The organism is Arthrobacter globiformis (assembly GCF_046536215.2).
GTDB classification, from domain to species: domain Bacteria; phylum Actinomycetota; class Actinomycetes; order Actinomycetales; family Micrococcaceae; genus Arthrobacter; species Arthrobacter globiformis_E.
The window spans coordinates 4,836,734-4,862,839 of sequence record NZ_CM143421.1 but is presented as its reverse complement, the minus strand read 5'-3'; the positions used below and the strand labels follow the sequence as shown (position 1 = coordinate 4,862,839).

The 26,106-nt window shown below is 66.0% G+C and carries 27 protein-coding genes and 1 other RNA gene; 8 read left to right on the top strand and 20 right to left on the bottom strand.

Going from position 1 to position 26,106, the window contains the following annotated elements:
• Window positions 1–19: 19 nt before the first annotated feature.
• From R5O87_RS22095 to R5O87_RS22075, 5 genes are all read left to right on the top strand, one after another.
• Window positions 20–1,426, top strand: a complete 1,407-nt coding sequence (locus R5O87_RS22095; protein WP_410554080.1) for an aminotransferase class V-fold PLP-dependent enzyme — start codon at window positions 20–22, stop codon at window positions 1,424–1,426.
• Between the two features lie 95 nt (window positions 1,427–1,521).
• On the top strand, window positions 1,522–2,301 hold the full coding sequence (locus R5O87_RS22090; RefSeq protein WP_410554079.1) for a class I SAM-dependent methyltransferase: 780 nt from the start codon (window positions 1,522–1,524) through the stop codon (window positions 2,299–2,301).
• 10 nt (window positions 2,302–2,311) lie between these two features.
• On the top strand, window positions 2,312–3,025 hold the full coding sequence (locus R5O87_RS22085) for a metal-dependent transcriptional regulator (protein ID WP_410554078.1): 714 nt from the start codon (window positions 2,312–2,314) through the stop codon (window positions 3,023–3,025).
• Window positions 3,026–3,031: 6 nt separating this feature from the next.
• Window positions 3,032–3,481 carry a fluoride efflux transporter FluC gene (locus R5O87_RS22080; RefSeq protein ID WP_410554077.1) on the top strand — a complete coding sequence of 150 codons (450 nt, stop codon included), beginning with the start codon at window positions 3,032–3,034 and terminating at the stop codon, window positions 3,479–3,481.
• Window positions 3,478–3,843: a fluoride efflux transporter FluC gene (locus R5O87_RS22075; protein ID WP_410554076.1), complete on the top strand. Its 366-nt coding sequence runs from the start codon at window positions 3,478–3,480 to the stop codon at window positions 3,841–3,843. Before R5O87_RS22080 ends, R5O87_RS22075 begins: the two co-directional genes overlap by 4 nt.
• Here R5O87_RS22075 and R5O87_RS22070 read toward each other — a convergent pair.
• Window positions 3,830–5,218, bottom strand: coding sequence for an MFS transporter (locus R5O87_RS22070; RefSeq protein ID WP_410554075.1), 1,389 nt, complete (start codon window positions 5,216–5,218; stop codon window positions 3,830–3,832). The genes R5O87_RS22075 and R5O87_RS22070 overlap by 14 nt on opposite strands.
• Window positions 5,219–5,240: 22 nt before the next feature.
• On the opposite strand from R5O87_RS22070, the gene R5O87_RS22065 reads away from it, so the two are divergent.
• Together R5O87_RS22065 and R5O87_RS22060 are read left to right on the top strand one after the other, a co-directional pair.
• Entirely contained in the window at window positions 5,241–5,603 is a 363-nt protein-coding gene (locus R5O87_RS22065) for a hypothetical protein (protein ID WP_410554099.1), read from the top strand.
• 82 nt (window positions 5,604–5,685) lie between these two features.
• Window positions 5,686–5,820: a hypothetical protein gene (locus tag R5O87_RS22060; RefSeq protein ID WP_258006495.1), complete on the top strand. Its 135-nt coding sequence runs from the start codon at window positions 5,686–5,688 to the stop codon at window positions 5,818–5,820.
• Between the two features lie 59 nt (window positions 5,821–5,879).
• Here the strand turns inward: R5O87_RS22060 and R5O87_RS22055 are convergent, their stop codons facing one another.
• From R5O87_RS22055 to galE, 16 genes are all read right to left on the bottom strand, one after another.
• Window positions 5,880–6,863 (bottom strand): S1C family serine protease, encoded by a 984-nt coding sequence (locus R5O87_RS22055; RefSeq protein WP_410554074.1) that lies wholly within the window; start codon window positions 6,861–6,863, stop codon window positions 5,880–5,882.
• Between the two features lie 191 nt (window positions 6,864–7,054).
• Window positions 7,055–7,423, bottom strand: a transfer-messenger RNA (tmRNA) gene (gene ssrA / locus R5O87_RS22050).
• A 122-nt stretch (window positions 7,424–7,545) separates the two neighbouring features.
• Window positions 7,546–8,016: an SsrA-binding protein SmpB gene (gene smpB, locus R5O87_RS22045; protein WP_410554073.1), complete on the bottom strand. Its 471-nt coding sequence runs from the start codon at window positions 8,014–8,016 to the stop codon at window positions 7,546–7,548.
• A 116-nt stretch (window positions 8,017–8,132) separates the two neighbouring features.
• The gene (locus tag R5O87_RS22040) at window positions 8,133–9,500 is read right to left on the bottom strand and encodes a peptidoglycan DD-metalloendopeptidase family protein (protein ID WP_410554098.1); all 1,368 of its coding nucleotides are present in this window, start codon (window positions 9,498–9,500) and stop codon (window positions 8,133–8,135) included.
• A 45-nt stretch (window positions 9,501–9,545) separates the two neighbouring features.
• On the bottom strand, window positions 9,546–10,460 hold the full coding sequence (ftsX, locus tag R5O87_RS22035) for a permease-like cell division protein FtsX (protein ID WP_410554072.1): 915 nt from the start codon (window positions 10,458–10,460) through the stop codon (window positions 9,546–9,548).
• On the bottom strand, window positions 10,457–11,266 hold the full coding sequence (ftsE, locus tag R5O87_RS22030) for a cell division ATP-binding protein FtsE (RefSeq protein ID WP_410554071.1): 810 nt from the start codon (window positions 11,264–11,266) through the stop codon (window positions 10,457–10,459). Before ftsE ends, ftsX begins: the two co-directional genes overlap by 4 nt.
• 170 nt (window positions 11,267–11,436) lie before the next feature.
• A complete protein-coding gene (gene prfB / locus R5O87_RS22025; RefSeq protein WP_410554070.1) occupies window positions 11,437–12,552 on the bottom strand; it encodes a peptide chain release factor 2 in 1,116 nt (371 codons plus the stop codon).
• Between the two features lie 98 nt (window positions 12,553–12,650).
• On the bottom strand, window positions 12,651–13,064 hold the full coding sequence (locus R5O87_RS22020; protein ID WP_410554069.1) for a pilus assembly protein TadG-related protein: 414 nt from the start codon (window positions 13,062–13,064) through the stop codon (window positions 12,651–12,653).
• Between the two features lie 65 nt (window positions 13,065–13,129).
• Window positions 13,130–13,666, bottom strand: a complete 537-nt coding sequence (locus R5O87_RS22015; RefSeq protein WP_410554068.1) for a hypothetical protein — start codon at window positions 13,664–13,666, stop codon at window positions 13,130–13,132.
• A complete protein-coding gene (locus R5O87_RS22010; protein ID WP_462836450.1) occupies window positions 13,647–13,958 on the bottom strand; it encodes a pilus assembly protein in 312 nt (103 codons plus the stop codon). The genes R5O87_RS22015 and R5O87_RS22010 overlap by 20 nt, the downstream gene beginning before the upstream one ends.
• A gap of 87 nt (window positions 13,959–14,045) precedes the next feature.
• Window positions 14,046–14,294: a hypothetical protein gene (locus R5O87_RS22005; protein ID WP_410554066.1), complete on the bottom strand. Its 249-nt coding sequence runs from the start codon at window positions 14,292–14,294 to the stop codon at window positions 14,046–14,048.
• 98 nt (window positions 14,295–14,392) lie between these two features.
• Entirely contained in the window at window positions 14,393–15,334 is a 942-nt protein-coding gene (locus R5O87_RS22000; RefSeq protein WP_410554065.1) for a type II secretion system F family protein, read from the bottom strand.
• Entirely contained in the window at window positions 15,331–16,185 is an 855-nt protein-coding gene (locus R5O87_RS21995) for a type II secretion system F family protein (protein ID WP_410554064.1), read from the bottom strand. The genes R5O87_RS22000 and R5O87_RS21995 overlap by 4 nt, the downstream gene beginning before the upstream one ends.
• Window positions 16,185–17,408 carry a CpaF family protein gene (locus R5O87_RS21990; RefSeq protein ID WP_410554063.1) on the bottom strand — a complete coding sequence of 408 codons (1,224 nt, stop codon included), beginning with the start codon at window positions 17,406–17,408 and terminating at the stop codon, window positions 16,185–16,187. Before R5O87_RS21990 ends, R5O87_RS21995 begins: the two co-directional genes overlap by 1 nt.
• Before the next feature lie 107 nt (window positions 17,409–17,515).
• The gene (locus R5O87_RS21985) at window positions 17,516–18,439 is read right to left on the bottom strand and encodes an acyltransferase family protein (protein WP_462836449.1); all 924 of its coding nucleotides are present in this window, start codon (window positions 18,437–18,439) and stop codon (window positions 17,516–17,518) included.
• A 159-nt stretch (window positions 18,440–18,598) separates the two neighbouring features.
• The gene (galE, locus tag R5O87_RS21980) at window positions 18,599–19,648 is read right to left on the bottom strand and encodes a UDP-glucose 4-epimerase GalE (protein WP_410554061.1); all 1,050 of its coding nucleotides are present in this window, start codon (window positions 19,646–19,648) and stop codon (window positions 18,599–18,601) included.
• A gap of 250 nt (window positions 19,649–19,898) precedes the next feature.
• Here galE and R5O87_RS21975 point away from each other — a divergent pair, with 250 nt between their 5' ends.
• Window positions 19,899–23,261: a GH25 family lysozyme gene (locus R5O87_RS21975; protein ID WP_410554060.1), complete on the top strand. Its 3,363-nt coding sequence runs from the start codon at window positions 19,899–19,901 to the stop codon at window positions 23,259–23,261.
• A 101-nt stretch (window positions 23,262–23,362) separates the two neighbouring features.
• On the opposite strand, the gene R5O87_RS21970 is transcribed toward R5O87_RS21975, so the two are convergent.
• The 3 genes from R5O87_RS21970 to R5O87_RS21960 all read right to left on the bottom strand — a co-directional run bounded on the left by R5O87_RS21970 (window position 23,363) and on the right by R5O87_RS21960 (window position 26,105).
• Complete coding sequence (locus R5O87_RS21970) at window positions 23,363–24,505, bottom strand: glycosyltransferase (RefSeq protein ID WP_410554059.1); 1,143 nt, start codon at window positions 24,503–24,505, stop codon at window positions 23,363–23,365.
• Between the two features lie 89 nt (window positions 24,506–24,594).
• Window positions 24,595–25,692 (bottom strand): acyltransferase, encoded by a 1,098-nt coding sequence (locus R5O87_RS21965; RefSeq protein ID WP_410554057.1) that lies wholly within the window; start codon window positions 25,690–25,692, stop codon window positions 24,595–24,597.
• A complete protein-coding gene (locus tag R5O87_RS21960; protein ID WP_410554056.1) occupies window positions 25,692–26,105 on the bottom strand; it encodes a DUF2304 domain-containing protein in 414 nt (137 codons plus the stop codon). The genes R5O87_RS21965 and R5O87_RS21960 overlap by 1 nt, the downstream gene beginning before the upstream one ends.
• Window position 26,106: the final 1 nt, after the last annotated feature.

Here is a 26,106-nt window from a genome sequence, read left to right as displayed (position 1 = left end):
CCTTTCTCAGTGAGGTCCCATGACGACTGCAACCATTGCTTCCACCACCGACGCCGACGTGCTGGACGGCCGATTTGCTGCCGCCGGCCGTCCCCTGGCCGCCGTCACCGGCGCGGAAATCCAGGCTCCGCTGATCCAGGGCGGCCACGTCCGCTACGCCAACCTCGACTACGGCGCCTCCGCGCCCGCACTGTCCGTGGTGTCTGCGTACCTCAACGAGATCCTCCCGTACTACGCAAGCGTGCACCGCGGCGCCGGCTACGCCTCGCAGATCAGCACCTCCGTGTACGAGAACGCGCGCGACATCGTGCGGGAGTTCGTTGGCGGCCGCGCCGATGACGCCGTGATCTTCACCCGGAACACCACCGATTCCCTCAACCTCCTGGCCGGCTGCCTGCCCGTGCAGGACCACCACCACACCGGTGAGGTGCTGTACCTGGACATCGAGCACCACGCCAACCTGCTGCCGTGGCAGGGAGTGCCGCACCGCAGCGTGGTGGCCTCGGAAACGCTGGAAGCCACCATCAGCAGCCTGCGCACCGAACTTGAGCACGGCGACGTCAGCCTCCTTGCCGTCACCGGTGCGTCCAACGTCACCGGCGAAATCCTTCCGATCCGGCGCCTCGCGGCACTTGCCCATGAATACGGCGCACGGATCGTGGTGGACGCCGCCCAGCTCGCGCCGCACCGCCGCGTCAACATCGCCGCGGACGACGTCGACTACCTCGCCTTCTCCGGCCACAAGCTCTACGCCCCCTTCGGCGCCGGCGTGCTGATCGGCCGCCCCGACTGGCTCGACGCCGGCACCCCCCACCTTGCCGGCGGCGGCGCCGTCAGCGAGGCCCGGCTCGACGGCGTCAGCTGGGCCACCGGCCCCGCCCGCCACGAGGGCGGCTCACCCAACGTGCTCGGCGCAGCCACCCTGGCCAGGGCAACGCAGGTCATCGCTGCCCTGGACCCGCAGAGCTGGCACGCCCATGAGGCTGCCATCCGGTCCTTCCTCGTCGAGGGGCTGCACAGGATCGACGGCGTCACCGTCCACCAGATCTTCGAGGACAGCGACCCGGACGAGGCCATCGGCGTGGTCAACTTCTCCGTGGAGGGTTACGACGCCGGCCTGGTGGCCGCCTACCTGTCGGCCGAACACGGTGTGGGCCTGCGCGACGGACGCTTCTGCGCCCACCCGCTGCTGAAGCGCCTCGGCCTGCCGTCCGGGTCCCTGCGCGCCAGCTTCGGCGTGGGGTCCCGGCTCGAGGATGCCCAGCGGCTCCTCGCCGGCATCGAGGAGCTCCGCCGCTCCGGCCTGGGCTGGGACTACGTGGTGGACGCCGGGCGCTGGGTGCCGGCGAACGACACCCGCACCTACCCCGAATGGGCACCGAACACCCCGGGCACCGCCGGCGCCGCACCCTGCACGCAGGAGTGACGGGCACGCAGGACTAAGCGCCACCCGCTCTGCCAACTGCCTCCGTACGGTAAATTCGAAAGGTAATTTTCGACGTCGGGCTAAGGAGACTGTGCGTGGCACGGGGCGGTCCCAAACTTCATCACGGGCGGCGGCAGGAGCTCGGGCAGAGCTTCCAGGACGGCGGCGAGCACTACCACCGCGTCCGTCCCGGCTACCCCGGCGATTCCGCGGACTGGCTCATTCCGGCCGGTGCCCGCACTGCTGCCGATCTCGGCGCCGGAACCGGTAAATTCACGGCCCTGCTGGTGGAACGCGGGCTGAGCGTCAGCGCGGTGGACCCGTCCGTGGACATGCTGGAACAGCTCAGCCGTGCCTTTCCCGGAGTCCAGGCCCTGGAAGGGACCGCGGAGGCAACCGGACTGCCCGGGGCGGCGTTCGACGTCGTCAGCGTTGCCCAGGCGTGGCACTGGTGCGACCCGCTGCTGGCCAGCACCGAGATTGCCCGGATCCTCAAGCCCCGCGGGGTACTGGGCCTCATCTGGAACCAGCTGGACACCTCCGTGCCGTGGGTGCACCGGCTGTCCCGCATCATGCACGCCGGCGACGTCCACAAACCTGATTTCCGCCCCAAAATCGGGCCCGAATTCACGTCCCTGGAAAGCCACCTGACGCGGTGGGAGGATCCGGTCACCCCGGACGACATCCTCGAACTGGCCAAGTCCCGCAGTTATTACCTCGCGGCCAACGACTCCACCCGCGCCAAGGTGACAGACAACCTCTCCTGGTACCTGCACGAGCACCTGGGGCATGCCGAGGGCGAAGTGCTGCAGCTTCCCTACCTGACCCAGACCTGGCGGGCCGTTCGGGCGGAGCGCCGGGGCGGCAGCAGGTAGGCTTGAAGCTGTGAAGACCAGTACGCCCTCCTCCTCGATCGAGGATTACGTTAAGGTCATCTATTCCTTCACGGAATGGCAGGACAAGCCCATCACCTCCACCCAGCTTGCACAGCGCCTCGGCGTAGCCAACTCGTCGGTCTCCGAAATGGTGCGCAAGCTCAAGGACCAGGGCCTGGTCCTCCACAAGCCGTACAGCGCCATCACGCTCACGCCGCAGGGCGTCCGGCTTGCCCTCTCCATGGTCCGGCGGCACCGCCTCATTGAGACGTACCTGGTCAAGGACCTCGGATACAGCTGGGACGAAGTCCACGACGAGGCCGAACAGCTGGAACATGCGGTCTCGGACACGTTCATTGAACGGCTGGCAGACCGGCTGGACAACCCGTCCCGGGACCCGCACGGCGATCCCATCCCCGCGGCTGACGGAACCGTCCGGATGCCCTCCGCGCACCGGATGATCGAGCTCGACGACGGCCACACCGGCAGGATCACCCGGATCAGCGACGAAAATCCCGAGCTGCTGCGCTACCTCGCCGCGGAAAAGATCAGCCTCGACGCCGACGTCGAGGTGCGCGGCCGCAAGCCCTTCGGCGGCGCACTCGTGGTCCGCATCGGCTCCCCCGGGACCAGCCGCGACGTTGACCTGGCCGACGAAGTGGCCTCCGCCCTTTGGATCCACAGCGATTCGGCGCACCCCGGCTGCCGCATGGCCGGCCTGTAGGCACAGGTGCGCGCTCGCCTGGCCGGCCGCACCGGCACCGCTCCCAAAACGGGCTACGGCTGGCGGGTCTGGACCGCCGTGGCAGTCGGCGGACTGCTGGGAACTGAACTCCGGTACGTGCTGGGACTGCTGTTTCCGGACCAGCCCGGAGACCTGCCGTGGGCCACACTTTCCATCAACATCGCGGGCAGCTTCGTGCTGGCGGCCCTCACCACCATCTGGATCGCGCGGCCGCACACCGCGTTCTGGCTCCGTGCCGCCATCGGGCCGGGCGTGCTGGGCTCCTTCACCACCTTCTCCGCCGTCGTATTTTCCACGGACCAGCTCACCCGCGGCGGGCTCCCCGGCCTGGGACTTCTCTATCTGGGGCTCTCCGTCCTGCTGGGCCTCGCGGCGGCGGCCGCTGGCTGGCGGGCCGGCAAGGTGCTGGGTGCTCCTGCCGGGGTGGGTCCGTGACGGCCCTCCTGGTGGGTCTTTTCGGCATCGCCGGAGCCCTTCTCAGGTTCGCCGTGGACGGCTGGCTGGCCGGTTTCCCGTCGCCGCGGCGGCACTGGCCCTGGGCCACCCTGCTGGTCAACGTCGTCGGATCATTCGTGATCGGGCTGTCCGTCGGCGTCACCGCGGTATTCGGCAGCGAATGGCACGCCGCCCTCGCCACCGGGTTCGCCGGGGGCCTCACCACCTTCAGTTCCTGGACCACCGCCACGGTGCGGCTGGCCAGCGAACGGCGCTACCTCGCCGCCGCCGCCAACATCGTCGCCAACCTGCTGCTGGGGCTGGCTGCGGCCGCGGCAGGAATAGCGGTCAGCGGCGGCTAGCCGGCACGGGGTTGCGGATTCCGACGGCGGAACTGGCCGCTCCCAGCAGCAGCAGGGCGGCCGTGGCCAGCAGCGCACGGTGCAGGCCCGGCGTCGTCAGTTCCGGACCGACGATGAAGCCCGCAAAGGCGATGCAAACCAGGCCGGCGATTCGTGAAACAGCGTTGTTCACCGCGGAGCCAACGCCGGCCTGCTTCTCCGGGACCGACCCCAGGATCGCCGCCGTCAGCGGTGCCACGGTCATGGAAAGGCCAAGGCCGAAGACCAGCTGCCCGGGCAGGACCTGGGTCCAGTAGTTCAGGGTGCCGCCAACGGACAACGTGAGCAGGAAGCCGGCCGCGCACAGCACCGGCCCGGCGGTCATGAACCACCGCGGCCCGTACTTGCCGGCGAGGCCGCCGAAGAAGGACGCCAGCAGCATCAGGATCACCGTGGAGGGCAGCAGCGCCAGGCCCGCGGTGGTCGCCTTCATGCCGCCGACCTGCTGGATATAGATGCCGAGCGCAAAGAACCCGAGCGAAAATCCGCCGTAGATCGCGGCCGTGGCAATGTTGCCCCAGCCGAAGTTCCGCACCGTGAACATGCCCAGGGGCAGCAGCGGCGCGCCTGTCCGCGATTCATGGATGAGGAAAAGCACCGTGGCCCCAACGCCGGCGGCCAGCGGCAGCCAGACCTGCGGGCTTCCCCAGCCTGCAGTCCCCTGTTCAATCAGTGCATAGACCGGACCGCCCAGCGCGATGACGGCAAGGAGAGCCCCCGCGATGTCGATGCGGCCCGAAGCGTCTGGGTCGCCGTCGGCCTTCCGGAGCCTGGCCAGCACGGGCCAGACGGCCGCCGCCGGCAGGACGTTGACGAAAAAGATGACCCGCCACGAGAGCAGGTCCACCGATACGCCGCCGATCAGGGGGGCCACAATGGCGGCGGCGCTGGTCCACGCCGACCATTTGCCGATGGCCGCACCCTGGGCGGCGCTGTCGAAGTGACTGACGATCAGCGCCAACGAGCTGGGCACCAGAAGCGCTCCGGCCACCCCCTGCAGCCCGCGGCTGACCACCAGTATTTCGGCAGTCCAGGCTGCCCCGCAGAGAACCGAGGTGAGAGCAAACCCGCCCAGGCCCCACTGCAGCACCCGCACCCGTCCGAAGTGGTCCGACAGCGAGCCGGCCGCCAGGATGAGTGCGCCGAGGGTCAGGAGGTAGGCGTCCACCACCCACTGCTGGATCCGGAGGCCGCCCCCGAGTTCCCTGCCGATGGCGGGCAGGGCGAGGCTGACGACGAAGCTGTCCAGGATCGCCATGAAGGAGGCCACGATCGCCACGGTCAATACCTGTCGCTGGAGTCGCGTGGGCGCGGTGGTCTGGCTGGCATCGCTCATGACTTACCGTATCGTGGACTGGATGATCAGCAGACGTGATGCGGCAATTGCCCTGGATGTACCACTGGAAATGGCCCAGCGCCACGGCATTCCGAAGCTTCTGACCGAAGCCGAGCTGGGAGAGCTGCTGGACAATCCCCCCGCCTGGCTTCTCCAGTCCCGTGCCAACCGGACCGGGAAGAGGCCGGTGTGGGTGCACCTCGTCTGCGCGGTCTGCGGCTACGAGGAGGCGGCCCGGCCCAAGAAGTGGTGGCCCGAGTTCACGTACGTCGTGTGCGACCACCACCGTCCCTCCGAGGTTCCGCCGCCGGCGCCCGGCTCTGTACGGAGCGAGTTCGACGGCGTGGGCACCAGGTTCGTGGGAATCGCCGACGTCGCGGGCTGACAGGGCAGTTACATCTGAACCGAAACAGGCGTAATTTACGTAGGGAGGGGCACCTCCTGCCCCTCGGACGAGGGAGCACGCCATGCCGGACAAGTCGCCGCACCAGCAGCAGCAGAAAAAAGCAGGCAAGACCATCAAGCAGAAACGCGCGGACAAGAAAGCCAAGGCACCGCACGAGGGAGCCGCGGATCCTGTGGCGCATCTGAAGAAGCGCTGACTGCCGTTTAACACGCGACGGCGTGGCCAGGGATTTCCTGGCCACGCCGTCGTTTGCGTCTATCCCCAGTCCGCCATTTCGCCGGGCACAGCCGCGATGTCGGTGACGTGCCCGTCGCGCAGGACGGCTATGTTCATCGGGACGCCGATGGCCTCGGCGAAGAGCAGTTTCTGCAGGCTCTCTGCATTGCTGACAGCGCGGGAGCCTGCCCGCAGCAGCACATCACCGGTCCGGATCCCGGCCTGCTCCGCGGGGGAACCGGACAGCACCTCCACCACGCGCAGTCCCTCCCGCTGGCCCGTGCGGACCACGTCGCTGGCACCCAGGCGGATGGGTGTGCTGACCACGCCGAGGTAGGCGCGCCGCACCCGGCCGTCCGACAGGAGTGCGGAGATGATCCGGCGCGAGGTGCTGTTGATGGGTACGGCCAGGCCGAGCCCGGCGCCGGCCACCGCGGTGTTGATTCCGACGATCCGGCTTCGTGAGTCAGCCAGTGCCCCGCCGGAACTGCCGGCGTTCAGGGCGGCATCGGTCTGGATGACATCCTCAATGACCCGGCGGTTGCGTCCCGCCCAGACCGGGATGGCGCGGCCCAGCCCGCTGACCACACCTGCCGTCACCGAGCCCGAGAGTCCCAGCGGGTTCCCGACGGCGATCACCAGCTGCCCCACCTGCAGGGACTCGGCGTCACCGAACTCCGCTGGCGCGACATGCGGGGAACGGCCCCGGACCACAGCCAGATCGGACAGCGGATCCGCGCCCACCACCTCAAGGTCTGTACCGGAGCCGTCAGCGAAGACAGCGCGGCCCTTCTGGGTCCCGGCCACCACATGGGCGTTGGTCAGCAGGTAGCCGTCCTCCGTGAACAGGACCGCGGATCCCGCGCCGACCCGGAACCGACCGTTGCGCCGGTTCCCCGTCATCTCGATGGCAGCCACATGGGGCGTGACAGTTCTGGCCACCCTGATGACTGTCTCCGAATAGGCGTCAAGGGCCGCGCCGTCGTCGACGGGACCCGGTTCGTTTGCAGCCGCCGTGGACATGGCATGCCTCCCTACCGCTCGTTCGAATCCTCTGGATCCGTGATACCAGTCACAACCCGCCAGGCGGGGCGGGTAGTCCCGCGCGGGCTACGCCGTCGGTGAACAGCGACGGGGCGGGCTTAAACGACGGGGCGGGCTTAAACAAGGAACGCCCGGACCGAAGTCCGGGCGTTCGTCGTCAAAATGACGGGATGTGGAGATGGGGGGAATTGAACCCCCGTCCGATGTCGTGTTGTCAGGGCTTCTCCGGGCGCAGTTTGCGTCGGATTTTCTCGGCCCCAGCCGTCCTGCAAACAGGCGGCTGATCCGGGCCCAGTCATCTAAGAGTCCCGTTTACTCCGATGACGGGAGCAAACAGCAGTGGCTATCTAAATGACGCCAGGATCCGGAGCGATAGCATCCCCGGGCTGACGGACTGAACTACTGCTTAGGCAGCGAGTTCGAAGTCAGTGCGCTTAGATTCGGCACTTATTGGTTTGCAGACAGCGTTTACGAGATAATTCTGCATCCTCGGCCCGCTTCACCTGTCGCGACTAACATCGTCGAAACCGATCATCCCCGTATTTTGTTACCAACCGGCAAGGCGTAGGTTTCTGGACCAGTTCCCTGCCGGACTACCAATAATAACGCATTGGCGCGCCGAATCATTCCAGCCGCCGTACCGCGCGTCGGCCTTTCGGTCCTAGCGGCGGTTGCGTTCCCGCATGGCGCGCTGGGCCTCGCGCTTGTCCTGCTGCTCGCGAAGGGTCTGGCGCTTGTCGTATTCCTTCTTACCGCGGGCCACGCCGATTTCCACTTTGGCCCGGCCGTCCAGGAAGTAGAGCTGCAGCGGAACAATGGTGAAGCCCGATTCGCGGATCTTGTGCGAAATCTTGATGAGCTCCTCGCGGTGCAGGAGGAGCTTCCGCCGCCGCCGCGCCGAGTGGTTGGTCCAGCTCCCCTGGTTGTACTCGGGGATGTTGATGCCTTCCATCCAGAGCTCGTCGTTGTAGAATGTGCAGAACCCGTCGACCATGGACGCATGGCCTTCGCGGAGGGACTTCACCTCCGTCCCCATAAGCGCGATGCCCGCCTCGTAGGTGTCCAGGACGTGGTAGTCGTGCCGGGCCTTCCGGTTGGTGGCCACGACTTTACGGCCACTTTCTTTGGGCACGGTTCAACTCCTCAGTTCTCGGTACTGGCTGTTCCGGCGGCAGCGGAACAAAGTCTTACTATTCTACGGCAGGTGCGCCGGCGGACCCGCGTCGTCAGGCGACCGGCACCCCCTTGTCAGAGCAGGCGCATCGGGTCAACCGCTTCACCGTTCAGCCAGGTCTCAAAGTGCGAGTGGCAGCCGGTGGAGTTGCCGGTGGTGCCCGAGTAGGCGATGAGCTGGCCCTGGCTGACCTGCTGCCCCACCGAGACCACCACGCTGGTGTTGTGGTAGTAGATCGTGGTCAGCGAGTTGCCCTGCACCACGCCGTGGGAGATCTTCACGTTGTTGCCGCCGCCGTCGTCCGCCCAGCCCGCGGAGAACACCGTGCCGGCTGCGGCCGCGTACACCGGTGTGCCGCAGGCGGCACCGAAGTCAATGCCCGTGTGCATGTAGCCGCCGGTGCCGTAGAAGTCGATGGTGCCGGGCGGCGTCGCACGCCATCCAAAACCGGAGGTGATGGGAACGCTGTCGGGGAACGGGTGGCGGAGGCCAAAGGCCGACGGCGGTCCCGCCACGGGCGGCACGTAAGGCGGGGGCTGCTCCCCCTTGGCCTTCGCCGCCGCGGCGGCAGCGGCGGCGATCCGCCGCTGCTCGGCCAGCCACGCCTCGCGCAGCTTCCGGTCACGCTCTTTGATTTCGGCCGCGACGGCGTCCTGGCGCGCCTTGACGCCAGCCAGCTTCTTCTGGATTCCGGGCCTGGCCGCCTCGAGTTCATTGTTCAGTCGCGTGGTGTCGGCGATGAGCTTGTCCACCTTGGCCTTCTTGGCGGCGGCTTCGTCGCGGGCTGCTTTCTCTTTGGCAAGCGCCGCGTCGGCCTTGGCCTTGAGGTCCTTGATCTCGGCTTCAACCGCCTGCAGCCGGGCCTGCGAGTTCACGTTGGTGGCGTTCTGCTGCGTGAGCTTATCCATCGCGGAGTTCTGGCTGCGCAGCGCCTGGTCCGCCATGTCCATCGTGTCGGTGAGGCTGCCGGTGTTGTTAGAGCCGAAGAAGAGGGTGAGATCCGAGGGAACGCCGCCGGACTTATAGGCCTGGGTGGCGATCTGGCCGATCAGCTTCTTCGTGCTGGCGATCTTCTGCTTGTCCGCATCCAGCTGCTGGGTGATTTTGGCCTTGTTCTGCTGTGCGAGATCCACCCTGGCCGCGAGGGCTTCCACTTCCTTTACAGCACTCGCCACGCGGCCCTGGGCCTCGAGCAGCGCCTGCTGCGCGGCCGGAAGCTGTCCCCGGTAGATCACGAGGTCCCCGACTGCTTTGGAAATTTTTGCATCGACGAATTCGAGCGACTGCTGGACCCGGGCGGCTTCGGCCTTCAGGGCTGCCTGCTGGTCCTCAAGGTCGTCTGCGTAAGCGGCAGGAGCTGACGCCCCCAGGCTCGCGGCCAGCACCAGCGCCACTGCGGCACTGAGAATCCTGCGCTGGCGCCCGCCCGGGCTGTTTCGCATGGGCCTGCCGGAACTCATCATGGGCATTCCTTCGGTGAGCATGGCCTACACCCTCAAGTATCGGCGGAGCGTAAGCAGAGATGAAGTGCCTGCCAGAACAACACCCAGCCCAACGAGGGCCGGGGCAAGGAGCAGGGTCTGTGCCGGCGAGATGAATGCGGTGTCCGGGTACTGCTTGGACAGGTATTCCCCCAGGAAGAAGTGGGCCACGGCCCACAGCGTTCCGGACGCGAGGGCGGCGCCAATGACGGCTGCGATCACGCCCTCGAGGATGAAGGGCAGCTGGATCACGGTCTTGGACGCGCCCACGAGCCGCATGATGCCGGTTTCCCGCCGCCGGCTGAACGCCGAGAGCCGGATGGTGGTGGCGATGAGCAGGATGGCGCACACCGTCATCACGCCTGCAATGATCACAGCGACGAGGGACGCCGCGTTCATGACGGAGAAAAGCCGCTCCAGGACCTGCCGCTGGTCGATGACAGTTTCCACGCCCGGCTGCGAGGAAAAGGTCTCGCTGATGATCTGGTACTTCTCCGGGTCCTTCATGTTGATCCGGAATGAGGCGGGAAGCTGGTCCGGCGTCACCGAATCGACGATGGGAGAGTTCGAGAACTGCTCCTTGAAATGCTTGTAGGCGTCGTCCTTGGACTCGAACTGGAAGTCGTTGATGTACTGGGCCACCGCCGGCGATTCCAGCAAGGTCCGCACGTTGTCCTGCTGCTCGGCCGTCACCGGTCCCGAGGCGCAGCCGGCCGCCGTCGACCCTTCACCGCACAGGAAGATGGCCACCTGGACCTTGTCGTACCAGTAGCCCTTCATCTGGTTGATCTGCAGCTGGAGCATCCCAGCGGCACCCACGAAGGTCAGGGACACGAACGTCACCAGGATGACGGAAACCACCATCGACAGGTTGCGCCGCAGGCCGCCGCCGATCTCGCCGAGGATGAACTGGAGCCTCACAGCCCGCCCTCCCCTGCCTGGTCACGGGCTGCCTGGTCGCTGGCGTCGGTCTGGTCGCGTACCGCCGCGTCTTCGCGTCCGCTGGCGTCCCTGAGCCGTCGGGACTGGCCGACCACGGGCATCATCGACGTGTAGAGGGCCCGGGCTTCGTCGCGGATGACCTTGCCGTTCTTGAGCTCCACGACACGTTTGCGCATCTCGTTGACGATGTCGTCGTCGTGCGTGGCCATGACCACGGTGGTGCCATTCTGGTTGATCTTGTCCAAAACGCCCATGATGCCCATGGACGTGGTGGGGTCCAGGTTGCCGGTGGGCTCGTCGGCCAGCAGGATGCCGGGGCGGTTGACCACGGCGCGGGCAATGGCGACGCGCTGCTGCTCACCGCCCGAGAGCTCGTGGGGCATGCGCTTCTCTTTGCCCTCCAGGCCCACGGTTTTGAGCACCTCCGGGACGGTGTCGCGGATGACGCTGCGGCTCTTGCCGATGACCTGCATGGCGAAGGCGACGTTGGCGAAGACGTTCTTCTGCGGCAGCAGGCGGAAGTCCTGGAACACCACGCCGATTCCGCGGCGCAGGCGGGGCACCCGCCAGCTGGAGATGTTGGCGACGTTCTGGCCGGCGACGTAGACCATGCCCGATGTGGCGCGGTCTTCCTTGAGGACCAGGCGCAGGAATGTGGATTTGCCGGATCCCGAGGCGCCAACGAGGAAGGCGAATTCACCACGGTCAATTTCAAGGCTGACAGAATCCAGGGCGGGCCTGGCTTTCTGGTCGTAGACCTTGGTGACATTTTCGAAACGGATCATGACCCTAAAACCCTGCAGGACACGGCTTTAAGGGCATGGTCTGCAACCGGTGCGGGGGCTTTCGCTAGGGGGAAGTAGAGCTCCGGCCTCTCGACTATACGCACGGGCTGCCATGCTCAGGCGGGAGTCAGAGGGGCGTGTCGCGGGATTGGGTCCGTTGCCCCGGGCGGCTAGCGTTCGGCGTTGCGGTTGTCAGTGCGCCAGCGGATGCCGGCTTCGATGAAGTCGTCGATGGCGCCGTCCAGCACGGCGGTGGTGTTTCCCACCTCGTGCTCGGTCCGCAGGTCCTTTACCATCTGGTAAGGGTTCAGGACGTAGGAGCGCATCTGGTCGCCCCAGGACGCCTTGACGTCGCCGGCCAGGGCCTTCTTCTCCGCGTCCTCCTGCTCCTTCTTGAGCAGCAGGAGCCTCGACTGGAGCACCCGCATCGCGGCGGCGCGGTTCTGCAGCTGCGACTTCTCGTTCTGCATGGACACCACTGTGCCGGTGGGGATGTGCGTCAGGCGGACGGCGGAGTCCGTGGTGTTGACCGACTGGCCGCCGGGACCGGACGAGCGGAAAACGTCCACACGGATTTCGTTGTCCGGGATGTCGATGGAGTCCGTCTGCTCGATGAGCGGAATGACTTCCACGGCGGCGAAGGACGTCTGCCGGCGCCCCTGGTTGTCGAACGGGCTGATCCTGACCAGCCGGTGTGTTCCGGCCTCGACGCTGAGCGTGCCGAAGGCGTACGGCGCATTGACCTCGAAGGTGGCGGATTTCAGGCCCGCTTCCTCCGCGTAGGAGGTGTCCATGACGGTGGTGGGGTAGCCGTGGCGCTCCGCCCACCGCAGGTACATGCGCAGCAGCATCTCGGCGAAGTCCGCGGCATCGACGCCGCCGGCGCCGGAGCGGATGGTGACCACGGCCTCGCGTTCGTCGTACTCGCCGGAGAGCAGGGTGACGACTTCGAGGTCCTTCAGCGACTTGCGGATGGACTCCAGCTCGGCCTCCGCCTCCCCCATGGAATCGGCGTCGTCCTCGTCCTGGCCGAGTTCCACCAGCACCTCGAGGTCATCGATGCGGGCAGCCAGGGTGTTCAGGCGCTCCAGCTCGGACTGGCGGTGCGACAGCCGCGAGGTGATGACCTGCGCGGCGGCAGGGTCGTCCCAGAGGTCCGGCTCGCCGGCACGCTCGCTCAGTTCTGCGATCTCTTCCTTGAGCGCCTCGACATCGGTGACCTTTTCGATGGAGGTATAGGTGCCGCGCAGCGCGCGGATTTCTGCAGCAAAATCAATTTGAGCCATGGTTGTTTAAGCGTACGCTATCCGCCCTGATCGGCCGGACTGTGGGCGGCCCGGTGGCCGGGGCGGCGGTTTTGCCCTCGGCGGACCCGCTGTCCGGGTTACCGGGTCAGCCGCGAGCGTGCGGTGGACGAGGCTGCGATGGTGAGGCCGTCCGGGATGAGGAAGTTGACCACCGGCGGGTGCACGGTGGCACTGAGAACCACGACGGCGGTGGAACCGTCGGGCGTTCCCGTTCCGGCGGCCACGGCCAGACCGTCGACCCTGCCGAAGGCGCCGCTGCGGCTGAGATAGTCGGCGGCGACGTTCCGGACCCGGTCACCATTCAGCAGCGCTGATGGAGTGCCGCCGGCCGTTTCGACCTGGCCCAGCGTGTAGGAGTCGGCGGCGGCCACGGAGGCGCCGTCGGCGAGCGACAGGAGTTTCTTGTGCTCGATGTACAGGCTGGAGGCGGCCATGACCACGGTGCTGACCAGGAGGGCCAGCATGACGAATCCGATGATGAGGACTGTCATCTGCCCGTCCTCGTCATGGCCCGTTCGCTCTGGTCCGGCGGCGGCGCGGTTGGCAGGACGAGGCGTCAACGGAACCTGCCCACAATCTGGGTGGCCGAAGCGCTCAGGTGACTGGCGTTCAGCCGAAGCGCTTCCCCGAAGGGCACGAAAGGCAGTGGCACGGTGAGCCGTACGGTGACGGTGACCGCGGAGCCCGCCGCCATGCAGTCACTGCCGGAGTCGCAGCTGATTTCGACGCTGGCGTTCCCGGCGGGATGGCCATAATCGGCAAGGGCAACCATGGTGGCCTGCTCTGCTGCCGCCCGGCCCGACGATGCATCGGGCTGGGTTACGAAGACCTTGGCCGCCTGGTCCGCGGCTCCCACCACGGCGAAGGAGCCGCCCTGGATCTGGCCAACGGTGATGATGAAGTAGACCACCGGGACCATGAGGAGCAGCCCAAGGAACGTGAACTCCACGACCGCGCTCCCCCGCTGCCCGTCGCCGCTCCCTGCCTCAGGGCCGCGGCTCACCCCGACGCCGAGGCACAGCGCCTCGCGGAGCCTGCCCGCGACGTTGCTGGTGAGGCGCCGCCATCTGCTGTCAGCCGGTGATCGCCGCATGTCCGGTGACCTCCAGCCCTTCGCGCGGACCGATCAGACCAATGACCGGCAAGGGCGCCCTGACGGTCACTTCCAGTGTGCGCAGCCCCTGGAACGTGACTTCGCGCGTTGCGATGTCACGGGCAAAGTCGGCGTTGAGCGCCGTGCCGATCAGTTCGCCGGTGCGGCGCCTGGCGTCGTCGGCACTGCGGTCGGCCAGGGTCCCGTACCGGGCGCCGGACGCGGCGGCATCGATGAGCGTGTTCCGGACGTGCAGGATGAGCGCGAGCTGGATGATGGACACAAAAAACATGGTCAGCAGGGCGCCCACGAGCACGAAGTCGACCACAGCAGCACCGCGCTCGCGCCCGGAGGTGTCCGCGCCGGTCCGGTCCACGGGCTACTTTCCGACCGTGTCCATTGCCTGGTTGAACATGGCCTCCAGGGCAGGACCGGCCAGGGCCAGAAGCGCGGCAACAAGGACTGCCGACATGAGCGTGATCATGACCCAGCCGGGCACATCCCCCCGCTCGGGATGGTCCGCGGATGTCGCGTTTTTCCGGGGGCGCGGGACCGGTGCCAACGAGTGGCCGATCAGCGCCGCCATTGCGGCGACAAGTGCAAGTCCGTGCCTGGTCATGAATGTCATGTGCTTTCCTTTTCTCCGAGTTGTTTGCTGTGCTGTGCTTGTTTGTTTGGCCGTGTTTGCTTCCTGTGGCGGCCTGCCTGTGACGCCTGGCAGCGGCGTCAAAAATTCAGGCTCAGTGCCGCTATCCCGGGGAACACGGCGAACACCACTGTCAGCGGCAGCACGCCGAAGACAAGCGGCACCATCATTGCGATTTCCTTCTTGCCGGCAGACTCCATCAGCTCGCGCTTGGCCGTATCGCGGACGTCCTGGGCCTGGGCCCTCAGGACTTCGGCCAGCGGCGTTCCGCGTTCCACCGCCACGATGATGCCGTCGACAAAGCGGATGAGCGGCCCCAGATCCGTGCGGGCGGAAAACTCCTGCAGCGCCTCCACCAGGGGCTTTCCCGCCCGGGTTTCTGCCAGGACCCGGCTGAATTCCTTGGAAAGCTCACCCTGGGCTGTCCTGCATACACGGTCGAGGGCACCGGTGGCGCTTTCCCCGGCGCCCACCGCGAGCGCAATCATTTCGGCCAGGCTCGGGAATTCCGCCAGCATCCGGTCTTCCCGCCGCCGGATCTGCACGCCCAGCCAGTAGTCCCGGAAGAGGAAGCCGCCGATGCCGCTGCCGACTGAAACCGCCACGGCAAGGACGGGACTGAACCTCCCAGCCAGGGCTGCCAGCACGATAACGCTGACAGCGGCGGTGAACGCGCATAGTGCCCAGAAGAGCTGCTGGGCCCTGAAGTCCAGAGGAGACTTGTCGATTCGCGCCTGGGCGAGCCTGCGGCTGAGTGCTGTGGAGCCGAGGTTGAACCGGACCAGTTTGGCAGTGGCCTCCCTGATCAGCGGACGGACTATGCGTTCGAGGGGACCAAACGGAGTGAGGACGCGTTCCTCCGCCCGCAGAAGCCTCGATTCGAGGTTTTGGGACCTCAGCTGCGGTTCGATGCGTTCCACGAAACTGACCGAGCGCATGAACGGGAGCCTGACCAGGAGGAGCCAGAGACCGGCGCCGAGGACTGTGCCGCAAACGATCGCGGCTGCTGGCACGGTGGTCATCGCAACACCCTCTCTTCCTCCGGGAGGGCTCCGATCTTCAGCATGACCGAGTAACACACCAGCGACACCACCAGGCCTCCCAGCAGCACGGCCGCCCCCATGGGGGTGTTATAGGCGGTCACGGCCTCCGGACGGCTCACCAGCAGCAGCATGACAATCCACGGGGCTGCGACGGCGAGCCGCGCAGCGTTGACCGTCCACGACTGACGCGCCTCAAGTTCGCTCCGGGTCCGGGCGCTTTCGCGCAGGAACTCGGCGAGGGTCCCGAGCAGCTTGCCGAGATCGGAGCCGCCCACCTCCCGGGTGAGCCTGAGTGCCTCAATGATGCGGTCGGCTACGGGGTCCGCCAGCCGTTCCTTGAGCCTGTTGAGGGCCGCATCGAACTGGCCGCCGGAACGGTAATCCGAGCCAAAGTCGCGGAACACGTGCCGCAACTCCTCGGGTCCCTTGTCGCCGAGCTGGATCAGTGCCTCCGGCAGCGACAGCCCGGCCCGGATGGCCGACCGCAGGTGATCGACGACGTCGGGCCACACCCGGCGCAGGACGGCGGCACGCCGCTTGGCCCGCCATTTCACCACCGCCACGGGAAGCCAGCCACCGAACAGGCCGAAGCAAATCGAAATCGGCCAGGACCTGCTCACGGCGAAGAAGGCCAGTGTCGCAAAAGCGCCAAGGCCCAGGCAGCTGCCGATGAGACCGGCGGCGGTGACCTTTTCAATGCCGGCGGACAGCAGCAGGTCATGGAGTCGGCTCGTCCGCGGCCCTCGTTTGGGGCGGGCGGGCTGGTCCCAGGCAGACCACCAGATGAGGAACAGACCCGCACCCGTCAGAACCCCCAGCAGAGCAGCCATCAGCGCGGGTCCAAAAGCGCCGCGACCTCATAGCCGGCCCTCGCGAATTTTTCCTCCGCCGGCATGGTGTTGGCCGTCGGCTCCAGCAGGCCGCCGATCATCGAAAAGATCATGGAGGACTCGATGATTCCGTTCTCGACCCGTCTGCCCAGGGAGAGAATTTCGGTCACCTGCCTGCGCCCGTTCGCGAGGCGGCTGCAGTGCACCACCAAGTCGATGCACGAGGCCACGGTGGGAACCACGAAGGCGCTGGAAATGTTGTCCCCGGCGAGCAGCGGCAGTGTACACATCTTGGTCACGGCATCGTGCGCTGAATTTGCGTGCACGGTGCACATTCCCGGCAGGCCGCTATTAAGGGCGATCAGCATGTCGAGGCTCTCGGCTTCCCTGACCTCGCCCACTACCAGACGGTCAGGCCGCATCCGGAGAGCCTCCTTAACCAGCCGGCGGAGCGGGATCTCCCCTTCGCCCTCCAGGTTGGGCTGCCGGCACTGCAGGCCGACAACGTCGCGCAGCGGAAACTGCAGTTCGAAGATCTCCTCGACCGTTACGACGCGCTCCCGGCTGCCTATGCTGGCTGCCAGGCAATTCAGCAGCGTGGTCTTTCCCGCCTGCGTGGCGCCTGAAACCAGGATGTTGAGCCCGCTTGCGACGGCGGCACCCAGGAAGCGCCCGGACTGCGGAGTCAGGGTGCCGAGTTCCACGAGGTGGTCCAGCCGGGTTGCCTTCACAACGAACTTGCGGATGTTGACGGCCCAGTGCCGCCTGGTGACATCCGGGATGACCACGTGCAGGCGGGACCCGTCCGGCAGGGCCGCATCCACGAAGGGAGATGAGATGTCCAGCCGCCTGCCGGAGCTTTTCAGCATGCGCTCGACCAGGTCCCGGACCTGCTGATCCGTAAGGCTCAGTGAGGTGAGTTCGGATTCACCGTTCCGCGCGACGTAGATTTCCGTCGGCGCGTTGATCCAGATTTCCTCGATCCCCGGATCATCCAGTAAAGGCTGGAGGGCTCCGAACCCGGCCACGGCATCAAAGACAAACCGCCGTGCTGACTCCAGCGGCCCGAGCGGCGGCAGCGGACCCATGAGGGCGCGCTCGTCATGGTCGGTAACTGCCGCTTCCACGAGCCGCCTGACCTCGGCAGTCTGGTGCAACGGATCGAGACCACGCCGACGGATCAGCTCCCGGACTTCATCCTCGACAATGCGTACTGCATCCATGAATTCCCCCGAACGACTGCCGCCCCCAGCGGAAGCAGTGCATCTGGGTTAAAGCTAAGGGAAGCCACGGCGTGAGCCAAGACACAAAATCCGGTTTGTGGATAACCCTACGTCCGGGTGGACAGCGGATCCGTTCGCACCGAACGTGGCTTCCCAGCCCGGGGAGTGCCCAGCAATAAGGGCGACAGGGGCGTCCGAAGAACCAGCGCGGCGGCCAGCCATGGCACGACGAGTGACCCGGCGAACACGAGCCAGGGCGCCGCACCCCACTGCATCAGGATGACCAGCACCAGTGCATGCGTCAGGACAACCAGCAGGCCGCATCTGGCCAGCATGGTTACACCGGCAGCGAATCGCGGGCCGGCCAGGGGAACAAGCGTCTCGGCAACGAGCACCATTCCGGCGCAAATGGCCACGGCGACAACGACTGTCACCCCGGGCACCCCAAGCTTGGCATTCTTCAGGTCGAGGTACGACGACCAATCCGCCACGATCGCGCAGGCGGAGCCCAGGAGCAGGAGACATCCCGTGAGCAAGGGCCGCTTTACTCTGCTTCGCAGTTTCTTGAACGCCCGTCCCGCCAGCACGAACACGAGGCAGGCGCAGGCCACGCCGGCAGCCAGCGGAATCTTCGCAACCAGGTTGCTGTGGGCGTACGTCACGGCCAGGGCAACGAGCCCGGCCGCCCACTGCATCCACAACGGGAACCGCTGGACGGCGCGAAGGAGGACTGCAGCCACAAACAGTGCAGTGACGAACCAGAACGCGGCGAACGGTCCGGTAAGCCGCGATCCACCCAGCAGGAGTCTGCTGAAGGTGGAAGGCCCAATCACATCCAGCTGGGCGATTGACCAGGCAGCGATAACGATGAGCCAGAACAGGTACGGCAACAGAAGTGATTTTGCGCGACTCCTGACCTCAGACGTTAGGGTTCTGTTTTCTGACCAGAAGTAGCCGGAGAGAAAAAAGAACAACGGGACGTGCCACGGGTAGAGCGTCTCCCGCGTCAGTGGACCGGCCCAGGCAGTCACATGGCCCGCAACCACTGCCGTAATCCCGAGAACGCGAAGAAAATCCACGGCGCCGGAACGGCCGGGAATGGGCCGCTTGCCATATGCAGTCCCGCCCGATGGGGTGGGCTTGCCAGGAGCTCCGTACTTCGAGGCGTATGCGGAAACGGGCTCCACGGACTACGCGGTGCCGGAAGCGGCCACCGGTTCAGCTGCTTCGCCGGCGTAACCGTAGGGGTTCGCACTCTGCCAGCGCCAGTGGTCAGCACACATCTGCGCCAGGTCGCGGTGCGCCGACCATCCCAGATCCGCCAAGGCTGCCGAGGCGTCCGCGTAACTCACGGCCGCGTCCCCCGGCCGGCGGGGTGCAAACTCGTAAGGAACCGGATGCCCTGCAGCAGCACCGAAGGCCTCGATGACCTCCAGGACGGACGAACCGCGGCCGGTCCCAAGGTTCCACCGGAAGGCCCCGGTCTTCGTCTGCAGGTAGTTCAGCGCTGCCAGGTGCCCCGCGGCGAGGTCCATGACATGGATGTAGTCACGGATCCCTGTCCCGTCCGGAGTGGGGTAGTCGTTGCCGAACACCATCACCTTCTCACGGCGCCCCACCGCGACCTGCGCCACGAAGGGCAGCAGGTTGTTGGGGATACCGCGGGGGTCTTCGCCGATGCGCCCCGATTCGTGCGCACCGACGGGATTGAAGTAGCGCAGCAGGGCGATGCTCCACCGCGGGTCAGCGTCACTCAGGTCGGACAGGATGTCCTCGATCTGTTCCTTTGTCCTGCCGTACGGGTTGGTTGCATCCAGCGGCGACTTTTCGATCAGGGGAACGTGCTCTGAGGCGCCGTAGACGGTGGCCGACGAACTGAAGACCAGGCGCCGCACACCGGCCTTCTCCATGCCCTCGAGAAGGTTGAGCGTGCCCACCACGTTGTTCTTGTAGTACCAGAGCGGTTTCGCGACGGATTCGCCAACGGCCTTCAGGCCCGCGAAGTGGATGACGGCGTCGAACCCGCCCTCGGCGAAGACCTGGTCGACAGCCTCGGCGTCGAGCAGGTCTGCCTCGCGGAACTCCACCTTCTTGCCGGCCAGTTCCTCGACCCGGCGGACCGCCTCAATGTTGGAGTTCATGAGGTTGTCCAGCACGACGACGTCGTGCCCGTCCTCGAGCAGGCAAAGAGCCGTGTGTGATCCGATGTAGCCGGCGCCGCCGGTAACCAAAACCTTCATGGCCCTCATTTTATGCGGGGTCCCGGGTGCGCCGTTAACTAAGACGGCGTCAGACCCCGCGCTTGACAGACGCAAGGGGTCCGCCACTGCGTCCGTAACAGGCATCACATAAGCACCATTGGTAACATCAGCATCTTCAGTGCTAGGATGGGCCGCCTACACCGCCGCCGGCGTGATGGGACTCAAGACGGCGAAGACGTCAGCCACGAGCCGGCTCTCTGCCCGGATATTGAAGGCTACGGAGTATTAGATGCAGTGTTCCCCTGATAACAAAATCTCCGCGGCTCTCACCGTAAAGGTGAAGCGGCTTGGACTGGTGGGCGGGGCAACACTCCTGTCCATAATGCTCTGCCTCGGCGGCGGGCTTCCCGCGCAGGCAGCTCCGTCCCCGGCGGACCCGGCCACATCCCCGACGCCGGCCTCCCCCTCGCCCTCACCGGCTCCGTCAAGCGCGCAGGAGAGCGCACCGAGCCAGGCCCCGACGAACCAGACCGCACCGCAGCCCGCGCCGGCACAGGTCGACATGGCTGCTCTTCGGGCGGAAATCGGCAAGGACGGCGCCTATATGGGACAGGGCCTGAAGCGTCGGGCCGCGACATTCGCGCAGAAGTCCACGGCATCGTCCCTCAACTCGATCTCCACCGAGGCCGCCAACGCCTGGATGGCGCCAGGCGTGCAGGGGCTGGACGTCAGCAGCCATCAGGCCACCGTCAACTGGCCGGCGCAATACAGCATGGGTGCACGCTTCGCGTACGTCAAAGCTACGGAAGGAACGACGTACACGAACGGCTACTTCGGCACCCAGTACGGAGGCGCACTGGCCTCAGGCATGATTCGCGGCGCTTATCATTTCGCCCTTCCCGGCGTCTCCACTGCAGCCGCCCAGGCCGACTTTTTCGTCAATAACGGGGGCGGCTGGACCGGGGACGGGAAGACCATGCCGCCGCTCCTGGACATCGAGTACAACCCCTACGCCGAACTGGGCAACACCTGCTACAACATGAGCCAGGGGACCATGGTCAACTGGATCGCAGCCTTCTCCAACCGGGTCCTGGCCAGAACCGGCCGGCTCCCCATGATCTACACCACCACGGACTGGTGGACCCAGTGCACCGGCAATTCCGGCGCGTTCAGCAACCAGCCCCTCCATCTGGCCTCCTACTCCCGGTACGTGGGGTCGATGCCCAATGGGTGGGGCACTTACAGTGTCTGGCAGTACAGTTCCACCGGGCCGTTCGCCGGCGACTCCAACGCCTGGAACGGGGATTTTGCCAGCCTCCAGAAATTCGCCTCCACGGCTGACGGCACCATCCCCACTCCGTCCATCACCTCACTAGGCGACGTGGTGGCGGCGGACTCCGCCGGCGTCCTGTGGGACTATCCGGCAACGGGAAGCGGGACCTTCCGTCCCCGGAAGCAGATCGGCGCCGGATGGACCGGGCTGCGGTCCATCAATGCCATCGACTGGAACGCCGACGGTGTCCTTGACCTGGTCGCCCAATGGAAAACGGGAAGGGTCAACGTCTACTTGGGGATCGCCACCGGCGGGTTTGCCACCGGACCCGTACTCGCCGCTTCCGGTTGGGGCAACTACCAACTGACCATCGGCTACTGGTTCAACAGCAGCTACTATCCGCAGATGATCAGCCGTGATGATTCCGGCGTCCTCCGGTTGTGGAACAACACCTCCGGTGGCGGAGTCAGCGGAGGAACCGCCATCGCCCAGGGCTGGGGCGGCCTTAACCTGACCATGATCGACTTCGACGGCGACGGCAACCAGGACATCCTGGCCCAGAACCCCGCCGGCGCGATGCTGCTCTACCGCACGAACGGCAGCGGCGTATTCATGGCCGAGCCCCGCAAGACCATCGGCAGCGGCTGGAATCAGATGACGAGCGTCACTGTGACCACGAACTTCAAAGGGGCCGGCACCAACGGCCTGATGGCCCGGAACTCGGCCGGCCAGCTCTACTACTACCCGGTGCCCGGCACCTCCACATGGGGCCCGGTCACCAGCATCGGTACCGGCTGGGCGAACTATCTGATTGCCGGCGGCGAAACCATCAATGCGGCTCCGGCTCCGGGCCCGGCTCCCCCTGCCCCCGCCCCGGCGAACCCGTCGATCACCGCGGCCTCCGACGTCGTCACCGTGGATCCCGCAGGCAACCTCTACCGGCGCACATCGGGGGCCGGAACGCTCGGGACTGCCAGTCAGATCGGCAGCGGCTTTACCGGCCTCACCTCCATTTATGTCGTTGACTGGAATGCCGACGGCATCCAGGACCTGGCAACGCTCAGCACAACGGGGCAGCTGGCCATACAGGCCGGGCTGGCCGCCGGAGGATTTGCCGCAAAGACTGTTCTGGCATCCGGGCTAAGCGGAGCAGACGTCACGTTTGGGCCGTGGCTCAAGGCCGCCAAGTATCCGGGAGTCGTCATCCGCACTGCGGACGGTGCCCTCCAGTTCCGTTCGAATCCCTCGGGAAGCACCCTGGGTCCTGCCACCGCCATAGGTTCGGGTTTCGCCCGAACGGACGTCTTCATGACGGATGCTGACGGCGACGGCAACCAAGACGTCGTCGGTGTTGATTACCTTGGCCGGATGTCGCTGTACCGCTCCAGCGGAACAGGCAGCCTGATCGCCGAGGCCCGCAAGCTCCTGGCAACGGGCTGGAACACGAAAAACAGCATCAGTCCGGTCAAGGGTTTTGCTTCGGCCGGCTCGAACGGCGTGCTGGCCCGCGACCGGACAGGTGAATTGGGCTACTATCCGCTGGCCGGCGGTACCCTGGGCGCCAAATCGGTACTGCCATCCGGATGGAACGGTCTCCTCATTGCGGGAAGCGGGCTTCTCGTCCCCGAACTGGCGATCACCAGCAGAGCAGACGTGCTGACAGTTGATGGCGCGGGCGGACTCTGGAACCGTCCGGCCCGCAATTCGTCCTTTGGGAGCGCCTACCAGATAGGTGTTGGCTGGTCAGGCATGAAGTCGCTCAACCTCGTGGACTGGAACGGCGACGGCGTGACCGACGTTCTCGCGCAAAAGTCCAGCGGAGCGCTGACCCTGTTCCCCGGTTCAGCATCCGGCGGCTTCGGTTCCGCGGTCACGGTAGCGGCGTCGGGCTTTGCTCAAACCAGGCTCGTGGCCGGCAAATGGGTTTCCGGGTCCAGGTACCCGGGGCTGGTCGGGTACGGTGCCGACGGGGCACTGTATTACTGGGCTAACCCGAGCGGAGGAACTCTTGCCGCGCCAGTGCGCATCGGCACCGGGTGGTCTGGCCTCAAGCTGGCCATGATCGACTTCGATTCGGACGGCAAGCAGGACCTGCTGGCCGTCAATTCCGCCGGCGCCATGAAGCTCTATCGCTCCACGGGCGCGGGCGGATTCATCGGGGAGGCCAGGAAGACCGTCGGAACCGGATGGCAGTCGTTCCGGCAGTTCTACGCCACCCAGGGATTTGCCGGCTCGGCCAGCAACGGCGTGATGGCGCTCCAGACCAGCGGGCAGCTGCGCTACTATCCCGTCCTGGCCGGGAGCCGGTGGGGCGCGGCCCTCAACGCAGGATCTCTGGGAACGGCATCCACCGTCTCATCCTCGTCCGCCGCCGGATAACGGCACTCACCAAAGAAAGGCGGCCTCCCTGGAAAATCTCCGGGGAAGCCGCCTCCTTTGTTTACGCACGTGTTAGCCGCACAGGGCGGGCCATGCTGCTTTTAGGCCCGCGCAGCCTGCGCTCTCACGATGCTGTCCACGGCCTGCCGCCACGCCAGCACCTGGGACTCGGCCGAGAGCGGTCGGGCGGCGGCGTCCGCCGCCGCCTTCCATGCCTCAATCTTTTCCGCGGTCAGGCCGTGCAGGGTTTCCCGCAGCGACGCTGCAGAGAAGTCAGGTGTCACGGCGCCGAGTCCGTGCTGTTCGACAAGTGCGACCATCGCCGGAGACGGGCCCACAATGAGTCCTATCCGGGCCTGCACTGCTTCGAAGAACTTGTTCGGCAACGCGTTCTTGAGGTTGAAGTTCGTGGGCGGCAGGAACACCAGGGAGACGTCGTACTCACTAAGCGTAGAGACCAGCTGGCTGTACGGCACGGGATCGCGGAACCGGATGGCAGGCACCGAGGCTGCCTTCTCCTTCAACTCGGACACATAGTCCGGTTCGTTGGGCATGACGATCATGTCCAGCGTGAGCCAAGCCGGGGCGTCCCGCATGGCTTCAATGAAGTTTTCGAGCTTGCGGTACCGCTGGCCGGCGGCGCTGTGGATGAGTCGGACGGGCGTCCCCACGGGGCGGACGCTGCGCTCTGAGTACGGCGCGGCGTTGGTGACAACTCCTGCGGCCACACCATAGTCCTTGGTGTATTCGTCAGCGATTCCCTGGGACACCGTGGTCACCGATTCCGCCAACGGAAGGTAGCGCCTGCACAGCCAGCGCATGAAAGGTGCCACGAACAGCCGCCACTTGAGGTCATCCTCTTTTTCACGGGGCGCGAACTCATGCAGGTCGGCGTGGACGCCCAGCCGTGGCTGAAGCTCCAGTGCCAGCGGAAGGGTGTTCAGGTCGTTGGCCAGAATAACGTCGAACTCGCCGCGCGGAAGGATACCGCGCGCTGCCGAGACAGCGGTCAGCCCGTTGTAGACGCGCGGATAGCGCCGTGTGACGAGGCCCAGCTTGTCGGAAGGCCAGCCGCGGGAGTCGGCGGGCAGTGCGAAATGGCTGTCCACACCGTCCGGGGCGTCACCGTAGCCGCACGTGGAAACGCGGTACTTCCCTTTAAAAAGCTCAACCTGCTTGAGGACCCTGGGATCCGAGCGAATGGGCGAAAAGGTCAGGATCAACAGCGAGGGCAGCTCAGTCATATGGTTCATTATCCCAGACAGCCGTTGCCGAAAATGGCGTGCGGCCATGCGTCCGCTCCGGCAGGGAGCGAAAGACGCACCAGGTTGGCCTAGAAAATGCTCCGCAGCACGGGGACGCGGCGGGCGACGGTTGAAACAGCGAAGCTTCCCACCAGCGTGGCGGCGTAGGCGAGCACCATGGCCTTGATCGATGTCCCGGCAGCCACCGCGGGAAACTGCAGCCGGATGGCTTCAAAGATGACCAGGTGCACGAGGAAGACCCCAAAGGTCGCGTTCGACAGGTCCGTCAGGGGCTTCGCCGTCCGCTTTAGCCTCAGGTTCGAGGCCAGCGACAGCGTCACGACAAAGACTCCCAGCGCCGCCAGGGCCACCCCAATTCCAAGGTAGGAGACCGAAACAACGGCATCCAGAAGGCGAATTTCCCCCTTGTTGCCGTAGTGCCAGACCGTTCCGGCGATGATCGCGGCAGTTGCGAGGGCGGTCACTGTGAGCTTCAGCCCGGTGAGCCGGACATTCCGTAACGCGTACCCCGCGAGGAAGTAGCCCACATACGGCATCCAGTGCGTCAGGAAGTTGAGGCGGATTGGACTCGCCACACCGAATAGGCCAAGCACCCCGGGAAGCATGTAAAACAGCAGCGAGACGGCGACGAAAGCGGCAGCCATCTTCGCAGCCCGGGTCTCGTTTCCTGCCCGGAGAAATCCTGCGAGCACCGGAGCCACCGCATACAGCCCGGCAATGAGCCAGAGGAAATAGAGCTGCGTGAACACCGAGCCATCAACCAGCAACTGAAGGCTCCGGTGCGGGGTCAGGTCCTCGCCCCGCATCCAGACGCGAACTCCGATGAGGTAGACAAGGTTCCAGGCGATAAGCGCCGGAATAAGCCGCACTGCCCTGCGCCGATAGAACAGGCCCGGCTGTTCTGCAACCATCCTGGAGCCGAGGATGAGCGCCCCGGAAATCATCACAAAGACGGGAACGACCCAGATCCAGCTCACGTCCAGCACTGCGGCGATCCACCATGGCCGGCTCTCGCGCGGCGCCCGGCCCAGCATGTAACCGAAGACGTGGATCCCGACCACGCCGCAAATGCTCACGACGCGGAGAATGTCCAGGCCATACTCGCGCGTGGGCCCGGTCTCCGGCATCTGGACGGCGGCGCGGGCTGTGCCGGACAGAACCGGCACTACTGCCCTCCGTGCGCCGGTGGGGTCAGGCGCCGGTCCGGCTCCGCATCCTTGCGCTCAAGGGGCCCGTTAGCACCGGGCGGCGGTGGCGTCTCATCCAAGGCAATCCTCCGGGAGAGCTTGGTGAGGGTGGATTCCATGTGCCGAAAGCGCTGGTAGGTGGTTGCCATGAAGACCATGAAGCTAACAATGAGGCCGTAGAGCACCAGGTCGGTTCCGCGGCCAATGCCCAGCAGCCGGGCCACTCGGGTCAGCAGCTCCGGGAAGAAGATGGAGAGCGCCGCCACGCAGGCGAAAAGAACCAGCATGATCCGGCGGATGGCAAGGTGCCTGGCATTGGAGCCGCCGCGCATCAGTGCCAGCGACACGATAATGACGGCAATGACGAGGGCTACCTGGACAATGATCTGCACA

Bases quoted from the DNA above. Each gene is read 5' to 3' on its own strand.
- R5O87_RS22005 (WP_410554066.1), bottom strand. From the start codon at position 14,294: ATGACATTCATGACCAGGCACGGACTTGCACTTGTCGCCGCAATGGCG.
- R5O87_RS22020 (WP_410554069.1), bottom strand. From the start codon at position 13,064: ATGACAGTCCTCATCATCGGATTCGTCATGCTGGCCCTCCTGGTCAGC.
- R5O87_RS22065 (WP_410554099.1), top strand. From the start codon at position 5,241: ATGATCAGCAGACGTGATGCGGCAATTGCCCTGGATGTACCACTGGAA.
- R5O87_RS22060 (WP_258006495.1), top strand. From the start codon at position 5,686: ATGCCGGACAAGTCGCCGCACCAGCAGCAGCAGAAAAAAGCAGGCAAG.
- R5O87_RS22055 (WP_410554074.1), bottom strand. From the start codon at position 6,863: ATGTCCACGGCGGCTGCAAACGAACCGGGTCCCGTCGACGACGGCGCG.
- ftsE (WP_410554071.1), bottom strand. From the start codon at position 11,266: ATGATCCGTTTCGAAAATGTCACCAAGGTCTACGACCAGAAAGCCAGG.
- R5O87_RS22070 (WP_410554075.1), bottom strand. From the start codon at position 5,218: ATGAGCGATGCCAGCCAGACCACCGCGCCCACGCGACTCCAGCGACAG.
- R5O87_RS21990 (WP_410554063.1), bottom strand. From the start codon at position 17,408: ATGGATGCAGTACGCATTGTCGAGGATGAAGTCCGGGAGCTGATCCGT.
- R5O87_RS21995 (WP_410554064.1), bottom strand. From the start codon at position 16,185: ATGGCTGCTCTGCTGGGGGTTCTGACGGGTGCGGGTCTGTTCCTCATC.
- R5O87_RS22040 (WP_410554098.1), bottom strand. From the start codon at position 9,500: ATGCGAAACAGCCCGGGCGGGCGCCAGCGCAGGATTCTCAGTGCCGCA.
- prfB (WP_410554070.1), bottom strand. From the start codon at position 12,552: ATGGCTCAAATTGATTTTGCTGCAGAAATCCGCGCGCTGCGCGGCACC.
- R5O87_RS21975 (WP_410554060.1), top strand. From the start codon at position 19,899: ATGCAGTGTTCCCCTGATAACAAAATCTCCGCGGCTCTCACCGTAAAG.
- R5O87_RS22015 (WP_410554068.1), bottom strand. From the start codon at position 13,666: ATGCGGCGATCACCGGCTGACAGCAGATGGCGGCGCCTCACCAGCAAC.
- R5O87_RS21970 (WP_410554059.1), bottom strand. From the start codon at position 24,505: ATGACTGAGCTGCCCTCGCTGTTGATCCTGACCTTTTCGCCCATTCGC.
- galE (WP_410554061.1), bottom strand. From the start codon at position 19,648: ATGAAGGTTTTGGTTACCGGCGGCGCCGGCTACATCGGATCACACACG.
- R5O87_RS22095 (WP_410554080.1), top strand. From the start codon at position 20: ATGACGACTGCAACCATTGCTTCCACCACCGACGCCGACGTGCTGGAC.
- R5O87_RS22000 (WP_410554065.1), bottom strand. From the start codon at position 15,334: ATGACCACCGTGCCAGCAGCCGCGATCGTTTGCGGCACAGTCCTCGGC.
- R5O87_RS22010 (WP_462836450.1), bottom strand. From the start codon at position 13,958: ATGTTTTTTGTGTCCATCATCCAGCTCGCGCTCATCCTGCACGTCCGG.